At 68.8% G+C, this 16,948-nt stretch carries 17 protein-coding genes and 1 pseudogene; 12 read left to right on the forward strand and 6 right to left on the reverse strand.

Translation table 11 applies throughout. From position 1 onward, the window contains the following. Positions 1-124: 124 nt before the first annotated feature. The 3 genes from ACW7G2_RS10225 to ACW7G2_RS10235 are packed head-to-tail and all read left to right on the forward strand — an operon-like array spanning position 125 to position 4,051. The gene (locus tag ACW7G2_RS10225; protein ID WP_456975387.1) at positions 125-1,885 is read left to right on the forward strand and encodes a gamma-glutamyltransferase family protein; all 1,761 of its coding nucleotides are present in this window, start codon (positions 125-127) and stop codon (positions 1,883-1,885) included. Then, positions 1,860-3,107, forward strand: coding sequence for an FAD-dependent oxidoreductase (locus ACW7G2_RS10230; RefSeq protein WP_456975389.1), 1,248 nt, complete (start codon positions 1,860-1,862; stop codon positions 3,105-3,107). The genes ACW7G2_RS10225 and ACW7G2_RS10230 overlap by 26 nt, the downstream gene beginning before the upstream one ends. A gap of 23 nt (positions 3,108-3,130) precedes the next feature. Then, on the forward strand, positions 3,131-4,051 hold the full coding sequence (locus ACW7G2_RS10235) for a LysR family transcriptional regulator (protein WP_456975391.1): 921 nt from the start codon (positions 3,131-3,133) through the stop codon (positions 4,049-4,051). Between the two features lie 21 nt (positions 4,052-4,072). Here the strand turns inward: ACW7G2_RS10235 and rsgA are convergent, their stop codons facing one another. After that, a complete protein-coding gene (gene rsgA / locus ACW7G2_RS10240) occupies positions 4,073-5,152 on the reverse strand; it encodes a ribosome small subunit-dependent GTPase A (RefSeq protein ID WP_456975393.1) in 1,080 nt (359 codons plus the stop codon). Positions 5,153-5,263: 111 nt separating this feature from the next. On the opposite strand from rsgA, the gene ACW7G2_RS10245 reads away from it, so the two are divergent. The 3 genes from ACW7G2_RS10245 (at position 5,264) to ACW7G2_RS10255 (ending at position 7,608) form a co-directional block, all read left to right on the forward strand. After that, positions 5,264-5,938: an SGNH/GDSL hydrolase family protein gene (locus ACW7G2_RS10245; RefSeq protein ID WP_456975395.1), complete on the forward strand. Its 675-nt coding sequence runs from the start codon at positions 5,264-5,266 to the stop codon at positions 5,936-5,938. Between the two features lie 46 nt (positions 5,939-5,984). Continuing rightward, positions 5,985-6,749 carry a methyltransferase domain-containing protein gene (locus tag ACW7G2_RS10250; protein WP_456975397.1) on the forward strand — a complete coding sequence of 255 codons (765 nt, stop codon included), beginning with the start codon at positions 5,985-5,987 and terminating at the stop codon, positions 6,747-6,749. Between the two features lie 97 nt (positions 6,750-6,846). Continuing rightward, on the forward strand, positions 6,847-7,608 hold the full coding sequence (locus tag ACW7G2_RS10255) for a hypothetical protein (RefSeq protein ID WP_456975399.1): 762 nt from the start codon (positions 6,847-6,849) through the stop codon (positions 7,606-7,608). 120 nt (positions 7,609-7,728) lie between these two features. Here the strand turns inward: ACW7G2_RS10255 and ACW7G2_RS10260 are convergent. Continuing rightward, a pseudogene (locus ACW7G2_RS10260) lies at positions 7,729-8,472 on the reverse strand (polysaccharide deacetylase family protein); the annotation flags it as partial. A gap of 57 nt (positions 8,473-8,529) precedes the next feature. Here ACW7G2_RS10260 and grxD point away from each other — a divergent pair. Continuing rightward, on the forward strand, positions 8,530-9,462 hold the full coding sequence (gene grxD, locus ACW7G2_RS10265; RefSeq protein WP_456975401.1) for a Grx4 family monothiol glutaredoxin: 933 nt from the start codon (positions 8,530-8,532) through the stop codon (positions 9,460-9,462). A gap of 180 nt (positions 9,463-9,642) precedes the next feature. On the opposite strand, the gene ACW7G2_RS10270 is transcribed toward grxD, so the two are convergent. From ACW7G2_RS10270 to ACW7G2_RS10280, 3 genes are read right to left on the reverse strand one after another with little or no spacing between them, the layout of a single operon-like run. Beyond that, positions 9,643-10,179: a DUF924 family protein gene (locus ACW7G2_RS10270; protein ID WP_456975403.1), complete on the reverse strand. Its 537-nt coding sequence runs from the start codon at positions 10,177-10,179 to the stop codon at positions 9,643-9,645. Between the two features lie 33 nt (positions 10,180-10,212). Continuing rightward, on the reverse strand, positions 10,213-10,782 hold the full coding sequence (locus tag ACW7G2_RS10275; protein ID WP_456975405.1) for a DUF411 domain-containing protein: 570 nt from the start codon (positions 10,780-10,782) through the stop codon (positions 10,213-10,215). A 34-nt stretch (positions 10,783-10,816) separates the two neighbouring features. Further along, on the reverse strand, positions 10,817-11,587 hold the full coding sequence (locus ACW7G2_RS10280) for an AMP nucleosidase (RefSeq protein WP_456975407.1): 771 nt from the start codon (positions 11,585-11,587) through the stop codon (positions 10,817-10,819). Positions 11,588-11,683: 96 nt separating this feature from the next. Here ACW7G2_RS10280 and ACW7G2_RS10285 point away from each other — a divergent pair, with 96 nt between their 5' ends. The 5 genes from ACW7G2_RS10285 (at position 11,684) to ACW7G2_RS10305 (ending at position 15,760) form a co-directional block, all read left to right on the forward strand. Continuing rightward, the gene (locus ACW7G2_RS10285) at positions 11,684-13,096 is read left to right on the forward strand and encodes an amidohydrolase (protein ID WP_456975409.1); all 1,413 of its coding nucleotides are present in this window, start codon (positions 11,684-11,686) and stop codon (positions 13,094-13,096) included. Beyond that, positions 13,093-14,400, forward strand: a complete 1,308-nt coding sequence (locus ACW7G2_RS10290) for an amidohydrolase family protein (protein WP_456975411.1) — start codon at positions 13,093-13,095, stop codon at positions 14,398-14,400. The genes ACW7G2_RS10285 and ACW7G2_RS10290 overlap by 4 nt, the downstream gene beginning before the upstream one ends. Before the next feature lie 94 nt (positions 14,401-14,494). Beyond that, complete coding sequence (locus ACW7G2_RS10295; protein WP_456975413.1) at positions 14,495-14,653, forward strand: hypothetical protein; 159 nt, start codon at positions 14,495-14,497, stop codon at positions 14,651-14,653. A 66-nt stretch (positions 14,654-14,719) separates the two neighbouring features. After that, positions 14,720-15,052, forward strand: a complete 333-nt coding sequence (locus tag ACW7G2_RS10300; protein WP_456975415.1) for a hypothetical protein — start codon at positions 14,720-14,722, stop codon at positions 15,050-15,052. Between the two features lie 12 nt (positions 15,053-15,064). Next, complete coding sequence (locus tag ACW7G2_RS10305; protein WP_456975417.1) at positions 15,065-15,760, forward strand: Dph6-related ATP pyrophosphatase; 696 nt, start codon at positions 15,065-15,067, stop codon at positions 15,758-15,760. Positions 15,761-15,952: 192 nt separating this feature from the next. Here the strand turns inward: ACW7G2_RS10305 and fghA are convergent, their stop codons facing one another. Beyond that, positions 15,953-16,798 (reverse strand): S-formylglutathione hydrolase, encoded by an 846-nt coding sequence (gene fghA / locus ACW7G2_RS10310; RefSeq protein ID WP_456975419.1) that lies wholly within the window; start codon positions 16,796-16,798, stop codon positions 15,953-15,955. Positions 16,799-16,948: the final 150 nt, after the last annotated feature.

Below are 16,948 nucleotides of genomic sequence, written 5' to 3' on the forward strand. Positions count from 1 at the left end.
CATAACCGGAGGTTGTGCCCATGGGAAGGAAAATGAAGCCTGCTTGCCGCGGGCCGGGTTAGGCTTTGCACGCCGGCCTCTGGTTGCCGGAATCCGTATCCACCCACCAGCAGGAGATGGCCTGTTGTCCACTGCCACCCGGCGCCTGACGCTTGCATGCACAGCGCTCGCGGGCGTGATGCTTGCGGCGTGCATCCACCAGCCCACGCTGCAGCCGGCACAGCCGGTCGCACCGCGCAGCGCTGGAACGGTGAGCAGCGCCCATCCGCTCGCCTCGCAGGCGGGGATGGAGGTGCTGGAACGCGGTGGCACCGCGATTGATGCCGCGATTGCGGTGCAGGCGATGCTCGGTCTCGTCGAGCCCCAGAGTTCCGGGCTGGCCGGGGGGGCGTTCCTGCTTCATTACCGGGCCCGTGACGGCCAGGTCGATGCCTACCTCGGGCGTGAGCGGGCCCCCTCGGGCGCGGGCCCCCTCCTGTTCCATGATCCCGCCGGAGACCTGCTGCCGCGATCGCAGGCGATGCTCACGGGCCGCGCCACCGGAGTGCCAGGCGTCCTGCCGGCCCTGGAAGCCGCACACGCCGACCACGGCAGGCTTGCCTGGTCGACGCTGTTTACGTCCGCGGCGGAAACGGCCGACCAGGGGTTCACTGTCACCCCGCGCCTCCAGCAGCACATCGAAGGCACGTTCCCGCAAGCCGCCGCTCCGGACGTGACCAGACTCTTCTCGCATCCCGACGGACGGAAGCTGCGCGCCGGCGAGGTGATGCGCAACCCCGTCTATGCGCGCAGCCTGCAGGAAATCGCCACGCGCGGCGCAGCCGCACTGCAGACCGGGCCGCTGGCGCAGGCCATCCTCGACCGGATCAGCGAGCCCCCCGGTCCGTCGCCGATGCGCGCGGCGGACCTGGCCAGCTACCAGGCCGAAAAGGTCCAGCCGCTGTGCCGCGCCATCCGCGCCCACCTGGTCTGCGTGCCGCCGCCGCCCTCCAGCGGGGTCGGGCTGCTGCAACTCCTGCTGTTGCTGGAAGGGACCGATATCGCGCAGCGCCCGGCCAACGATCCGGCCGCCTGGCTCACCTTCGCCGAGGCCAGCCGGCTGATGTATGCCGATCGCGACCACTACGTGGGCGATCCGGGATTCGTCCAGGTCCCGATCGAAGGCATGCTCGACCCGGACTATCTCGACAGCCGCAGGCGCCTGCTTGGCCAGCACGCCGCGCCGGGGGCATTTGCGCCCGGCCTGCCCTCCGGCGCGCCTGCGAACGCTGAGGACCATACGGCCGAGCCGGCCGGCACCAGCCATTTCGTGGTGGTGGACGGCGAAGGCAACGCGGTCTCCATGACCACCACGATCGAATCGTATTTCGGCTCAGGCCGGGTCGCGGGCGGAATGCTGCTCAACAACCAGCTCACCGATTTCTCCTGGCAGCCGGGCGCGGCAGCGGCCAATGCCATCGCGCCTGCAAAACGCCCCCGCTCATCCATGTCTCCGGTCATCGTGCTCGACGGCGACGGCAATTTTGCCGGCGCCATCGGCTCGCCGGGCGGCAATGCGATTCCCGCATACATTGGCAAGACCCTGCTGGGATGGCTGTTCTGGGACATGCCCCTGGACGAGGCCATCGCCCTGCCCAACCTGGTGGCCCGCGGCGAACGCTTTGATGGCGAAGCCGACACCATGACGCCCGCATTGCGGCTCGGCCTGGAACGCCTGGGCGTAACAGTGCGACCGGGCAGCGGGGAAGATTCCGGCCTGCACGGCGTGCAGCTGCGCGCAGATGGCCTGCACGGCGCGGCCGATCCGCGGCGTGAGGGCACCGTATCGGCCGCTCCACCTTCTGCTAAGAAAAGTCGTGATGCACGCATCCAACCCGACCTGTGATGTCACCGTCCTGGGGGCCGGCGTGGTCGGCATGGCCACCGCCTGGGCCGCCGCCCGACGCGGCCTTTCGGTGGAGATCGTGGACCGCGCGTCCGGGCCCGCCCAGGGGGCATCGTTCGCCAACGGCGCCCAGCTCAGCTACGCCTACACGGACGCCATGGCAGGCCCATCCCTGTGGAAGCAGATCCCCGGACTGCTGACCGGCAGTGATCCCGCTTTCCGGCTCCGGCTGACGGGCAATCCGTCCATCTGGCGCTGGGGCGTCTCGTTGCTGGCCAACGCCACCAGCCGGCAGCTGCGGCGCAATACGCTGCGCACCCTGCATCTGGCCCAGGCATCGCAGAAGGCCATGCAGTCGTTGCTGGAGCTGCATCCATTCGATTTCCAGCACCGGGTGGCCGGCAAGCTGCACCTGTATTTCAGCGACGCTGCGCTGCAGGCAGGTGCGGCGATGCTGGAACTGAAGCGTCCCTACGGGGTGAAACAGCAGCTGCTGGCGCCACGCGAAGCCGTCGCAATCGAGCCGGCACTGGCACAGGTGCCCGGTATCCGGGGCGTGGTGTACTCCCCGGAGGAGGCCGTTGGCGATCCATGGCGTTTTTCCGCGGGGCTGCTGGACACCATGTGTGGCCGGTACCCCGTGCAGACCCGTTTCGGGTTCGATATCGAATCGATCGAGCGCCGCGGCCCGCACTGGATGTTGCACTCGCGCGACGGTGATGTGGCTCATGCACGGCGGCTGATCGTGTGCACCGGCGTGGAAAGCGTTGCGCTGCTGCGTCAACTCGGCATCCGCGCGCCGCTGATGTCGATCAAGGGCTACTCGCTTACCGCCCCCTGCGGCCCCCTGGCACCGACCGCCAGCATTACCGATACGGCGCGCAAACTGGTGTTCTGCCGGCTCGGCAACAACATGCGCATCGCCGGCATGGCGGATATCAACGACTGGGACCCCGCCGTTTCAAACGCGCGGTTTGAACAGTTTCTCGCATTGGCCCGCCAGTCGCTGCCCGAGGCCGCCGACTACTCCAGGATCCTGGATCGCTGGGCCGGACTGCGCCCGTCCACACCGGACTCCGTTCCGATCATCGCCAACGTCCGCGAGGGCCTGACCTGCAATATCGGACACGGCATGTTCGGCTGGACGCTTGCCATGGGCAGCGCGGAACGGGCGGTGGCGCTTGCCCTGGGAGAAGACGGCGCCGGGGCGTGGCCAAGCTGAAGCCCATGCCCTAACCTGCCTTCATGCGCCTTCGTCATATTGAAGTTTTCTACGCGGTTTACACCGCGGGCTCGATCAGCGCAGCGGCCCGAACGCTGCATGTCTCCCAGCCATCGGTGAGCAAGGTGCTCCAGCATGCCCAGAGCCAGCTGGGCTTTGAGCTGTTTACCCGGGTGCGCGGCCGGCTGGTGGCCACCGATGAAGCACATACGCTGTTCGAAGAGGTCAAGGTGATCTTCGAGCGGATGGCCTCCCTGCGCAAAACCATTTCCAATATCCGCAATATGGATGGCGGCCACCTGCGCCTGGCAGTGGTGCCGTCACTGGGGCTGTACATTGCGCCAAGCGCCATTGCCCGCTACCGGAAGCGCTTCCCGCAGGTGACGTTCGATGTCCAGACCCTGCACCACAGCGATGTCTTCCAGGCCCTGTACGAACGCGAGTGCGACATTGCCTTCGCCTACATGCCCCCCATGCACCCCCGCATGCAGCGCCGGCGGCTGGGCAAGGGGGAGCTGGTACTCCTGTATGACCGCGCTTCGCTGGCCAACCCGGAAGCGCGCGTTCCCATCACGCGCCTGGCCGGCCGCGACATGGTCGGGCTGGCCAACAGCGGACCGCTGAGCGACCTCGTCGAACGTGAGCTGGAAGCCCAGCAAGTCACCCTTCGCGAAGTGGTATCCAACCAGACCTATTACCTGGCCGCTGCGCTGACCCGGTGCGGTGCCGGCATGAGCATCATCGACGAGTTCACCGCCCGGGCGATCGCTGGCGCAGAGCTGGAGTTCCGCCCACTGGATCCTGCCATCCGGTTCGAGATCGAGTGCGTGTACCTGGAAGACAGGCCTCCTTCGCACCTGGCGGAAGCCTTCATTGAAGAATTCCGGGCATCGCTCAAGGCCGCGAAAGGCCGGGGCGCCGCAGAGCCTTCGGTCCGGACCTGAAGGGCACGGAGATGACAGCCCTCAGCGCGGCCGCGATCCGCCCGGGCGCTTGCCCGGCGGCCCGCTCGCGCGGCGCTGCAGCAGCGTCTCCGCAGCCGTGGCCAGTTCGTCGCGCAGCTTCAGGTAATTCCTCAGCCGCCCGGGTTCGATCCGCCCGGCCTGCAGCGCTTCGCGGATCGCGCAGCCGGGCTCCTTGTCATGTTGGCAATCACGGAAGCGGCACTGCTCGGCCAGGGTTTCGATCTCGGTGAACCCGCCATCGGCCAGGCGCTCTTCGCCGGTGGGCTTGAGCTCGCGCATGCCCGGGGTGTCGATCAGGCACGCGCCCGAGGCCAGCGGGATCAATGTGCGCCAGGTGGTGGTATGGCGGCCGCGCGAATCGCTCTCGCGCACCGCGGCAGTCTTCATCCGCTCCTCGCCGACCAGGGTGTTGGCCAGGGTGGATTTGCCCGCGCCGGAGCTGCCGACCAGCGCGGCGGTCACGCCCGGACGCAGCCAGGGCAACAGCGCATTGACGCTGGCCGGATCGCGCGTATCCAGCGCCAACGCCGGCACGTCATCACCGAGGGTGGCGGCGAGCGCGGCGAGCGCGACATCCACGTCGGTTTCCGGCAGGTCGGCCTTGGTCAGTATCACCACCGGCTGCACCCCGGCGCCGCGGACCAGCAGCAGGTAGCGCTCGATGCGGCGCGGGTTGAAATCGCCGTCCAGGCCGGTCACCACCATCACCACATCGACGTTGGCGGCGATCGGCTGCTGGCGATAGTGCTCGCCGGCGGCCGCCCGTTTGATCAGGCTGCGCCGCGGCAGCAGGGCCACGATCCGGCTCTCTTCCAGCAGCACCCAGTCCCCGACTGCCGCCCGCCCTTCCGACGGAAAGCGCGGCAGCTGCCATTCGGGCAGGGACTCCACCACGGCGGCCGGCCCGAGGCCATCGGTGGCCAGGTAGCCGGTGCGGTGCTGTTCAACGATGCGGGCCGGACGGGCCTGGGGGTGCTCCGCCATCAGCCCGGCCCAGGCCTCCGGCAGCGGTTCGCCGACGGCGGGCCAGCCAATCGCACGCAGCGCGGCCTGGTCCGCCTCGGCGGCGCCTGGGGTCACGCGGAAGCGGTCGAGGTCAGCATGCGGCGATTCTATCGCGCATGCGGACCGCCCAGCGTCCCGCGCAGGCACATTGCCACTTATGCTGGCGTCCTTTGAAGGGAGGCAGTCATGACCGGACCCGCACCGGACCGCCCGCTGCGCTATCTGGCGCTGGGCGATTCCTACACCGTTGGTGAAGACGTCGATCCCGCGCAGTCGTGGCCGGCGCAGCTGGTGCGCGCCCTCGGCGCCGAGGGCATCGCGGTGGACGGGCCGCGGATCATCGCCACCACCGGCTGGACCACCGACGAGCTGGACGCGGCCATCGACGCCGCAGCGCCGGCGCAGGATCACGACCTGGTCAGCCTGCTGATCGGGGTCAACAACCAGTACCGCGGCCACAGCGTGGAAGAGTACGCAGCGCAGTTTGCCGCCCTGCTGGATCGGGCGGTGGAATTCGCGGGCGGAGATCGGGCAAGAGTGTTCGTGCTGTCCATTCCCGACTGGGGCGTGACCCCGTTTGCCGCCGCCTCGGGGCGCGACACTGAAGCGGTCGCCACGGACATCGACGCTTTCAACGCCGCTGCCGCCGGCCGCTGCCGCGAGCTGGGCGTGGCCTTCATCGACATCACGCCGGTCAGCCGCGCCCGCGGTGCGGAGCCGGAAATGATCGCCCCTGACGGACTGCATCCTTCCGCTCGCATGTACGCGCAGTGGACCCGCCTTGCGCTGCCGGTGGTGCTTCGCCTGCTGGCCCGGCCCGGGCTGGATGACCAGGCCGGCCCGGGGCACATTGACGCCTGATTCAGGCATGTTAGGTTGTCGCCCGTTCCTTTACCGGCCCCACCGGATGTCCCCTGCCCCCGCCGACGCCGTGCTCGACGCCCACGCATTGTCATCGCTGCGGCCGTTGGACGGTGCGCGCAGCCGCAGGATTGCGAAGGCCTTTGCTCCCAGGCGCCTGCTTGGCAATCGGCACGATTACTTCTACACCCTGATCAAGCTGCGCAGCGACCCGCTTTATCCGGGTGTGCTGGCGGCCCTGCGCGGCACCAAGGCGCCGGTCCTGGACCTGGGCTGCGGACTGGGCCTGCTGTCCCATGCGCTGCGCCAGGATGGCCAGTCCATTGTCTATCGCGGGGTGGATATCGATGCGGACAAGATCGCCCGCGGGGCCCGCGTGGCCGCCGACTGCAGCCTGCGCGATGTGCGTCTGGAAGTGATGGACGTCGGCGCGGAAACTCCGAAACACTGCGGCAGCGTGACCATCCTGGACGTGCTCCAGTTCCTGGATCCGGAGGCGCAGCGGGCCCTGCTGACCAAGGCGGCTCCCATGATTGCCCCGCGCGGACGACTGGTGATCCGCACCGGCCTGCTGGACGAGAGCGGCCGCAGCCGCACCAGCCGGATGAGCGACCGGTTCGCCAACCTGGTGGGCTGGATGCAGGAGCGCCCGCGCCACCACCCGACCCTGGATGGCCTGCGCGGAATCCTGGAAGCCGCCGGGCTGAAAGTGTCGGCCGCGCCCCTGTACGGCAGCACGCCGTTCAACAACTGGCTGCTGGTGGCCACTCCCGCGTCCCCCGGTCGCTGCACGACACTGCCGGACGGCTGAACCGGACACGGGGCTTGCAGTACGATCAGCCCAGGCCTCCGCGTCGAAGGCGGAGGCTGCAGTTGCTGCATCCACTCCCGCCCTCGAGGACAGCACGATGACCGACGCCAGCCATCTCCCCCTGACCCTTTACAACGCCAACCTGCAGCTGTGGCTGCGAATCGGCCAGCTGCTTGAAGACAACCGCGGGCAGTGGATGGAACTGCTCGGCCGCGGATTGCAGGACCGCCTGGCGGAAGCAGGCGGGGAAGCCGCGCGCCTGCAGGCCGGCGACTGGTCGGCGCTGGCAATGTTGCCGGGCAGCGCGCTCTGGCACCTGGCCGAACGCCAAGCCAGCGACATGCAGGCATTGGCCCAGTCGGCCAGCGACCACCAGGCCACCTTCGTCGACGGATTCCAGCAGGCGCTGACCGAATGGCAGCAGGCCACCACGACCGCCCTGGAAGACACCACCGCCGACACCGCCCAGTCCGCAGGGCCTCTTGATGCATTGCGCAAGGTGCTGGACCAGCTTTCGGAGGTCATGATGCCGGCCACAACCGGACCCGCGGTAACCGCGACCGCGCCGGCCCGGAAACCCGCCCGGCGGACGGCAGCAAGGACGACGCCGGCACCCGCGGCCCGGCCTGCCGCGAAGGCGCCCCGCAAAGCGGCGAAGAAGGCCGCCAAGCGCGCAGCCAGCAAAGCGGCAAAAAAGGCAGCGGTAAAAAAGGCGCCCGCCCGCAAGAAGGCCGCAGCCAGCAAGAAAGCCGCTGCGGGCAAGGCGCCGGCCAGCAAGGCCGTGGCCAAAACTGCGGCGAAGAAAACCAGCGCCCGCAAAGCAGCCAAAAAGACCAGCCGCAACGGCGCGGCCAACTGATCCCGCCTAGGGCCCGCCGGCGGACAACTCTCCACCCCGCCTGGCGGCGTCCGCAAGCTGCGGCCGAAGTGCTGCCGCGCCGTCCAGATCTTCAGGCAGCACGGTGGACCAGTCTTCAACGCGCAGCCGCTCCAGCACCGCCGTAACTGTTTCCACGCTGCGTCCGTGCGGTGCGCCCTCGTGCAGCAGCACGATTGCACCCGGTGCCAGATCCCGGCCGATATCCGCCGCCACCTTTGCCGGATCAGCGCGCACCGCATCAAAGCCGCGCGCATTCCACGCCACCCGCGCCAGGCCATTGGCCCGCAGCGGCGCGGCCACGAACGGATTGGTCATGCCCACCACCGAGCGGAACCAGCGCGGCGGCGCCCCGGTGAGCTGCGCCAGGGTCCGCTGCGCCTGGTTGATCTCATGCGCCATCCGCTTTGGCCCCAAGGCCCAGAACCAGGCCTGCGGGTGGGTATGGCTGTGGTTCCCGATGCCGTGCCCGCGGCGTACGATCTCGGCCACCAGTTCCGGCCGCCGTGCCGCCCGTTCGCCCACCAGGAAGAAGGTGGCGCGGGCCCCGTGCTGGTCCAGCAGGTCAAGCAGCGCCAAGGTGTCGTCGGATGGCCCGTCATCGATGGTCAGCCAGACCGCCCGGCCGTTCACCGGCAACCGTGCCAGCACCGGCGCATACAGCCGCGCGCGGGGCATCAGCACGGCGGCCACGAACGGCAGGTGGCTGAGCAGCAGTAGCGGCAGTCCGATGCGCCAGCCCAGCGCCCACCATGCCAGGGCCACCAGCAGCTGCGACGGCAGGAACAGCGCCAGCCAGGCGTGCGGCCAGCGCGGCACGCGATGCAGTGTTCCCCGACCGTCCATGCGCGGATCATGCCACGGGCGTAAAATGGGCGGTTCCCCGTCGGAGTATTTTCTGCCATGAGCCTTGATCCCAGCCTGCGCACGCGCATCGACACCCTGCTCCAGGACAACCAGGTGGTGTTGTTCATGAAGGGCCGCCCGGAAATGCCGCAATGTGGATTCTCGGCCAAGGCCGCCGGCATCCTGCAGGGGCTGGAGGTCAAATTCGCCCACGTGGACGTGCTCAGCGATCCCGACATCCGCGAAGGCATCAAGGCCTACGGCAACTGGCCGACCATCCCGCAGCTCTACATCGGCGGCGAGTTGGTGGGCGGCAGCGACATCATCGAAGAAATGTCCGCCAGCGGTGAACTGAACGAGGCCCTGGGCCTGCCGCCGGTCGACCGCACCCCGCCCAAGGACGTCACCGTGACCCCTGCCGCTGCGGACATGCTGCGCAATGCGCTGGGCGAGGCCGGTCCCGACATGGCGCTGGCACTGAGCATCGACGCCCGCTTCCGTCCGAAGTTCGAGGTGGCCAAGGCCAGCCCGACCGCGATCGCGGTGGAAGCCGGTGGCCTGCGGATCCAGTTCGATCCGGCCAGCGCGCGCCGCGCCGACGGCATCACCATCGACTGGGTGGACGACATGCGCGGCAAGGGCCTGGCGATCGACAATCCGAACGCGCCCAAGCCGATGCAGCAGATCTCCCCGGCCGATGCCGACGCCAAGGTGCGCGCCGGCGAGCTGACCCTGGTGGACGTGCGCGGCGCTCCCGAGCGCGCCCACGCGTCGGTCAACGTGCCGCACGAGACGCTGGACGGCGACAGCCGCGCAAAGCTGGAAGCGCTGCCCAAGGACACGGCGCTGGCGTTCCTGTGCCACACCGGCGGCAGCAGCCAGCAGGCAGTGGCCCATTTCACCGCACTGGGCTTCACCAACATCTTCAACGTGGAAGGCGGCATCGAAGCCTGGGCCACGACCGTCGACACCTCGATCGCCCGCTACTGAGCCCCACTGTAGGAGCGCGCCATGCGCGCCATGCGCGCGAAGCCGCGTGAACCGGATCGGCTCGGCGGGGTTCCTTTACCGGCGCGGCAGCCGAAGCCCCGCGCCGTGGATTGATGTCACGCGGTTTCGCGCGCGTGGCGCGCTCCTACGAGGTTTCCCTGTCGTGCGAAACCTTCCCGATCAGAAACCGCCGCCGGCGTCCAGCCAGGCCTGTTCTGCCGGCGTGCTGATGCGTCCCAGCGCGCGGTTGCGGTGCGGGAAGCGGCCGAACTGCTCGATCACTTCCAGGTGCCGGACCGCGTAATCCAGCGAGTTGCCATCGCCCAGGGTGCGGAACAGCGCCACCGAGCGCCGCTGGTCGGCCATGGCCTCCGAATGCTCGAAGGGCAGGTACATGAAGGCCCGCAGGGCCGGATCCACCTGCACGTCCAGGCCCGCTTCCACCGCGCGGCCGGCGTAATGCAGGGCCAGGCCATCGGTGGCGAAGGCGTGGCCACTGCCCCGGAATACGTTGCGCGGGATCTGGTCGAGCAGGATCAACAGCGCCAGGGCGCCCTCGGCGTCATCCATCCACCGCTCATGCTCGCGCCTGGCGGCGGCCAGATGGGCGGTGAGGAAGCGTGATTCGCACTCGCGGTCGAATTCGTCGCCTCCGCGGAACCACTTCTGCATCCCGGCCTCGCGCCAGAAGCCCACTACTTCGCTGGCCGTCGTCATTGCACTGCTCCGTTGGAAAACATTGCCCCGCGCTCAGCGCGCGGGATGGTGTGCCCAGGCTGTAGTGCTGCCGTCTTCAGCCACCAGCTCGACGGTAAATGCCTGGCTGCGGCCATCGGGCATCTCCATGCCGGGCGATCCGAGCGGCATGCCCGGCAGGACCAGCCCGCGGGCACGCGGGCGCTCGTCCAGCAGCCGGCGGATGTCCTCGATCGGCACATGACCTTCGATGAGGTAGCCGTCGATGCTCGCCGTATGGCACGAGCCCTTGCCATACGGCACGCCCAGCTCCTGCTTGATCGGCCCCATGTCGGTCACGTCCACGGTTTCCACCGGAATCCCGGCCGCGTTGACGTGCTCGATCCAGACCACGCAGCAACCGCAGGACGGAGTCTTGTAGACGGTCATGGTTGGCCAGCCGGCCATTGGTACGTCCGCATCCGCGTCCGCGGGCGGCGTCGTGGCCGTGGCCGTCGCTTCGGCCGGCGCTGCTGCAGCTGGCGGGTCTGCCACTGTCGCCCCAGGCTCCGGCTCGGCGCATGCCGCCAGCGCAAGTGCGGCGACCGCCGCGGGGATCAGGATCCAGCCTTTGAAGTTCTTCATGTTGTCCATCCGCTTGCTCCCGTGCCGCTGCAAATCAGAACCGCAGGTGGCGCACGGACTTGCCCTTGCGCCGGATCAGGCGCAGCGCCTCGATCCCCACCTGAATGTGGTTCTCCACGTAATCCGCACTGACCACCGCGTCGCTGGCCTCGGTCTTCACCCCTTCCGGGATCATCGGCTGGTCGGATACCAGCAGCAGCGCGCCGCTCGGGATCCGGTTGGCAAAGCCGGCGGCGAAGATGGTGGCCGTTTCCATGTCGATGGCCATGCAGCGCAGCCGGCGCAGGTAGTCCTTGAACGCCTCGTCGTGCTCCCAGACCCGGCGGTTGGTGGTATAGACGGTGCCGGTCCAGTAATCGTGGTCGAGGTCGCGGATCATGGTGGACACCGCACGCTGCAGGGCGAACGCGGGCAGCGCCGGCACCTCGGCGGGCAGGTAGTCGTTGCTGGTGCCCTCGCCGCGGATCGCCGCGATCGGCAGGATCAGGTCGCCCAGCTGGTTCTTCCTCTTCAGCCCACCGCACTTGCCCAGAAACAGCACCGCCTTGGGCATCACTGCCGACAGCAGGTCCATCAGGGTGGCGGCATTGGGACTGCCCATGCCGAAGTTGATCATGGTGATGCCGTCGGCGGTGGCGCTGGGCATCGGCCGGTCCAGGCCCACGATGGGCGCGCCGGTCAGCCGGCTGAAGTGGTCCAGGTAGCCGCCGAAGTTGGTCAACAGGACGTGCTGGCCGAACTCGGCCAGCGGCACGCCGGTGTATCGCGGCAGCCAGTTTTCAACAATCTGTTCTTTTTCTTTCATCCGGCCATTCTGCCATGGCGTGACTTCAGTCACGTTGGCAGGCCGGGGGCACCGGGCTAGCTTGCATGGCTGGATCATCACCACTGGGGAACCACCATGTTGCGACCACTGACCGCCGCGCTCGCCGCGGTCCTGCTTGCCCTGCCCGCTGCGGCCGGGGCCAACGAGGGGGCCAAGGTTCCCCGCTTTGCCGAAGACCCGTACACCAGCACTTATGCGCCGGTCGCGGCGGCACCGGTACTGATCCAGGGCGCCACCGTGCTGACCGGCACCGGCGAGCGCCTGGAAGGCGCCGACGTGCTGATGGAAGGCGGGCGCATCACCGCCGTGGGCCAGGGCTTGACTGCCCCGACGGGCGCGGTGCAGGTGGATGGCACCGGCAAGTGGGTGACCCCGGGCCTGATCGACGTGCACTCGCACCTGGGCGTGTACCCCAGCCCCGGCGTCCGCGCGCACAGCGACGGCAACGAAATGACCGGCGCGGTCACCGCGCACGTGTGGGCCGAACACTCGGTGTGGCCGCAGGATCCGGGCTTTGGCGCGGCCCTGGCCGGAGGTGTGACCTCGCTGCAGATCCTGCCCGGTTCGGCCAACCTGGTGGGCGGGCGCGGCGTGACCCTCAAGAACGTCGCTTCCACCACGGTGCAGGAGATGAAGTTCCCCGGCGCGCCCCACGGCCTGAAGATGGCCTGCGGTGAGAATCCCAAGCGGGTCTACGGCCAGCGCGGCGGCCCGGCCACGCGCATGGGCAACATGGCCGGCTACCGCGCCGCCTTCATCGATGCCGCCGAGTACCTGGGCAAGCATGATGACTCCGGCGGGCAGTCCAGCCGGCGCGGGCGTGATTCCTCCAATGGCAACGGCCCCGGCAAGCGTGACCTCAAGCTCGACACCCTGGCCGGCGCGATCAACGGCGACGTGCTGGTGCACATCCACTGCTACCGCGCCGACGAGATCGCCCAGATGATGGACCTGGCCGAAGAGTTCAACTTCCAGATCGCCGCGATCCACCACGGCGTGGAGGCCTACAAGCTGGCCGACGAGCTGGCCCAGGCCAACACCTGCGCCGCGCTGTGGGCCGACTGGTGGGGCTTCAAGATGGAAGCGCTGGACGGCATCCAGGAGAACATCGCCCTGGTCGACCGGCCGGAAGGCAGCTGCGCGATCGTGCATTCGGATTCGGCCGAGGGCATCCAGCGCCTCAACCAGGAGACGGCCAAGGTCATCGCCAGCGCGCGCCGCGCCGGCATGGACATCACGCCTGAGCGCGCGATCCGCTGGCTGACCGCCAACCCGGCCCGCTCCATGGGCATCCTCAACCAGACCGGCACGCTCGAGGCCGGCAAGATGGCCGACGTGGTGCTGTGGAACGGCAACCCCTTCAGCTCCTACGCCCTGGCCGAACACGTGTGGATCGACGGCGCCCTGCTCTATGACCGCGCCAACCCGGCATTGCAGCCGGTGACCGATTTCAGCCTTGGATTCGGCGTTGAAGGAGGTGCCCGATGAGCCGCCGCAGCTTCCGCCTCCGCGCGCTTGCCAGCGCCGTGCTGGCGCTGGGCCTGTCGGTGCCGGCGTTTGCGCAGGACCTGCTGATCCGCAACGCCACCGTGCACACCGCAACCGAGCGCGGCACCCTGCAGAACACCGACGTGATGGTGCGCGGCGGGCGCATTGCCGGCATTGGCACGGGCTTGGCCGCAGACGGCGTACGCACCGTCGATGCACAGGGCAAGCCGCTGACCCCGGCCCTGTTCGGCGGCATCACCGGCATCGGGGTGGAAGAGGTCTCGGGCGAGGACAGCGCGCGCGACAACTCGCTGGCCCTGGGCGATGGCGCCAAGGCCATGGTGGTGCGGCCCGAGTTCGACGTGACCCTGGCCTACAACCCCGATTCGATGCTGATCCCGGTCAGCACCTATGAGGGCATCGGCTTCACCCTGGTCAGCCCCGGCACCGCTGCCGGCGGCTCGATCATCGGTGGACAGGGTGCGGTGTTCCGCCTGGATGGTGATCCGGATCCAGCCGGGCCGAAGGTGCTGGCCCTGCGCCTTGGCGCACGCGCATCGAGCCTGTCCGGCAGCTCGCGCGCCGGGCAGTGGATGCTGCTGGACCAGCTGATCGACGAGGCCCGTGGCCGCATCCCGGCCGACTCGCACGCGGCCCTGCTGACGCCGGCCGGGCGCACCACCCTGGCCGGGTTCCTGGACGGCAACGGCCGCATCGTGGTGGGCGTGGACCGCGCCGCCGACATCCGCCAGCTGCTGCGTTGGGCACGCCGCCATGGGGTCAATATCGCCATCAGCGGTGGCTCCGAGGCGTGGCGCCTTGCCCCGCAGCTGGCCGCGGCCAGCGTGCCGGTGTTCGTCGACCCGCTGGACAACCTGCCGTCCGGCTTCGACCAGATCGCGGCCACGCTTGAGAACGCTGCACGCCTGCGCGCAGCCGGTGTCCAAGTGGGTTTCACCCAGTCGGGTGACGCCTCGCACAACGCGCGCAAGGTGCGCCAGCTAGCCGGCAACGCGGTGGCCCACGGCCTGTCCTGGGATGACGGCCTGGCCGGCCTGACCCGGGTGCCTGCCGAAGCCTTCGGGGTGGCCGACCAGATCGGCACGATCGAAGTGGGCAAGCGCGCCGACCTCGCCCTGTGGACCGGCGACCCGCTGGATGTGGCCCATACCGCCGAGCAGGTGTGGTTCAACGGCGCGCCGATCCAGATGCGCTCGCGCCAGACCGAGCTACGCGACCGCTACCTGCATCGTCCCGCGCCGCGCGCCGAGGGCGGCCTGCCCCGGACCTACCCGCAGCGCTGATACAACCCTGCCAGCCCGGCCTTGATTGCAATCAAGGCCGGGCTTCTTCTTTCTGCCGATGATCGGGTCTGCACAGGCAGAAGGAGGAAATGGAATGCATCCGATTCTGGTTGAACTGCTGGCCCGTCCCGTCGGCTGGCTGACCATTGGGGGAATGCTGATCATGATCGGACTGGCGGCCGGGGTTCCGCTGTTCATCAGGCACCGCGAGAAGATCGATGCCGCGGAAGCGGAGCGCAACCGCAAGCCCTGAGGCATCGCAACGCCACGGCCACGCTGAACCGGGCAAACTGGTGGTCTCCAACACCGAGGATTGCCCATGGCCGTATACGACATCCGGATCCCCGACACCTCGCGACTGGACCAGGCGGGCCAATTCGCGCTTGATTCCCGCGGGCCGGAAGGCATTGCCACCGAGCTGCAGGACGCCCTGCGCGGGACCGCCCTGTTCGAACGCTGGCGTCTGACCCAGGAGGAACCGGATGAAGTGGATCCCGTCCTGGGGGCCGTGGACCCGCAGGCCACGGTCAGCGGCCGGCAGCGCAACCTGGGAGTCGACATGGTGGTGGAGACCACCATCCCGGGCGACCTCCTCCGCCATCGCCTCGGCCTGCTGGCCGGCAAGGCGTGGGAACTGCGCGACGTACGCTGACGGAGCGCATTGGTGAATCCATCTTCCCGGCAGGTGCTGCTGTCATGGAGCGGCGGCAAGGACGCAGCGTGGACCCTGCACCTGCTAAGGCAGGACCCCAGCGTCCGCGTCGTTGGCCTGTTCACCACGTTTACCGAAGGCCACGACCGCGTTTCGATGCAAGGGGTGCGCCGCGAGGTGGTGCATGTCCAGGCCCTGGCCGCCGACCTGCCGCTGATTGAATCAGTGATTCCGCAGCAGTGCGGCAACGCTGAGTACGAAGCCGCGTTCGCCGACGGCCTGGCCCGCGCAGCCGGCCGTTGGCCGGGACTGTCCACGATTGCCTACGGCGACCTGCTGCTGGCCGACGTGCGTGACTGGCGCCAGGCGCTGTGCTCCCGCCTCGGCTGGGAGGCGCTGTTCCCGCTATTCGGCATGGACACTGCGGTGGTGGCCCGCGACATGATTGCCACCGGCCTGCGCACCCACCTGTGCTGCGTGGACACCCAACAGCTGGACGCCGGCTTTGCCGGCCGGCTGTTCGACGGGGCGCTGCTGGACGCACTGCCCGAGGGAGTCGATCCCTGCGGCGAAAACGGCGAGTTCCACACCTGCGTCTCCGCCGGCCCGATGTTCGCCAGCCCGCTGCCACTGCAACGCGGCGAAACCGTTCTCCGCGACGAGCGCTTCGCCTACACCGACTACCTGCTGCAGGCCTCGGCCCCGTAACCCCGAGCTGCCCCCCCGTGTAGGAGCGCGCCACGCGCGCGAAGCCGCGTGACTGTTGGCACGGGGCGGGGCGTCGATCACGACGATGTGGCCGATGCCGCTCCCGCAACATGGGTCACGCGGTTTCGCGCGCATGGCGCGCTCCTACAGAAATACGGCCGGGCGCCGTCATGGGGCGCCCGGCGCTGCGGGTCAGGCCTTCAGGGCTTTGGCGTGATGGGCGATGTGATCGCCGATGAAGCTTGAGATGAAGTAGTAGCTGTGGTCATAGCCGGGCTGCATGCGCAGCTCCAGCGGATGACCCGCGGCCTCGGCCGCTTCGCGCAGCAGCTGCGGCTTGAGCTGGCCTTCGAGGAATTCATCGGCATCGCCCTGGTCGATCAGCAGCGGCAGCTTCTCCGCCGCCCCCCGCTTCACCAGCTCGACCGTGTCGTACTGCTTCCACGCCTCGCGGTCATCGCCCAGGTAAGCGCCGAACGCCTTCTCGCCCCACGGCACCTGCGTCGGCGCCACGATCGGAGAGAACGCCGACACGCTGCGGTAGCGGCCCGGATTCTTCAGCGCGATCATCAGCGCGCCGTGGCCGCCCATCGAATGTCCGCTGATGGCGCGCACGCCGCTGGCCGCGGAGTCGGCTTCCACCCACGCCGGCAGCTCGTCGACGATGTAGTCGTACATGCGGTAGTGCTTCGCCCACGGCTCGCGGGTGGCATTGACGTAGAAGCCCGCGCCCTGGCCCAGGTCGTAGGCCTCGTCGTTGGGCACACCCTCACCGCGCGGACTGGTGTCCGGCGCGACGATGATGATCCCGTGTTCGGCGGCGTAGCGCTGCGCGCCGGCCTTGGTGATGAAGTTCTGCTCGTTGCAGGTCAGACCGCTCAGCCAGTACAGCACCGGCAGCTTCTTGCCCTGCTCCGCCTGCGGCGGCAGGTACACGCCCACGGTCACATCGCTGCCAAGCACGTCGGAGCGGTGGCGGTACACATCCTGCCAGCCGCCGAAACAGGCGCGGTGTTCGATTCTTTCGGTCTTGCTCATGAGATTCCTCCTGATGTCGGAACACGTTCGATATGGACGCGTCCCGCTGTTGTAGGAGCGCGCCATGCGCGCGAAACCGCGTGACGATGATCCGCGCGGCGGGGCTCGGCCGGAACGCTCTGACCGATGCCACGCGCGCCGCCAGATGTC

Source organism: Luteimonas sp. A277 (assembly GCF_054052045.1).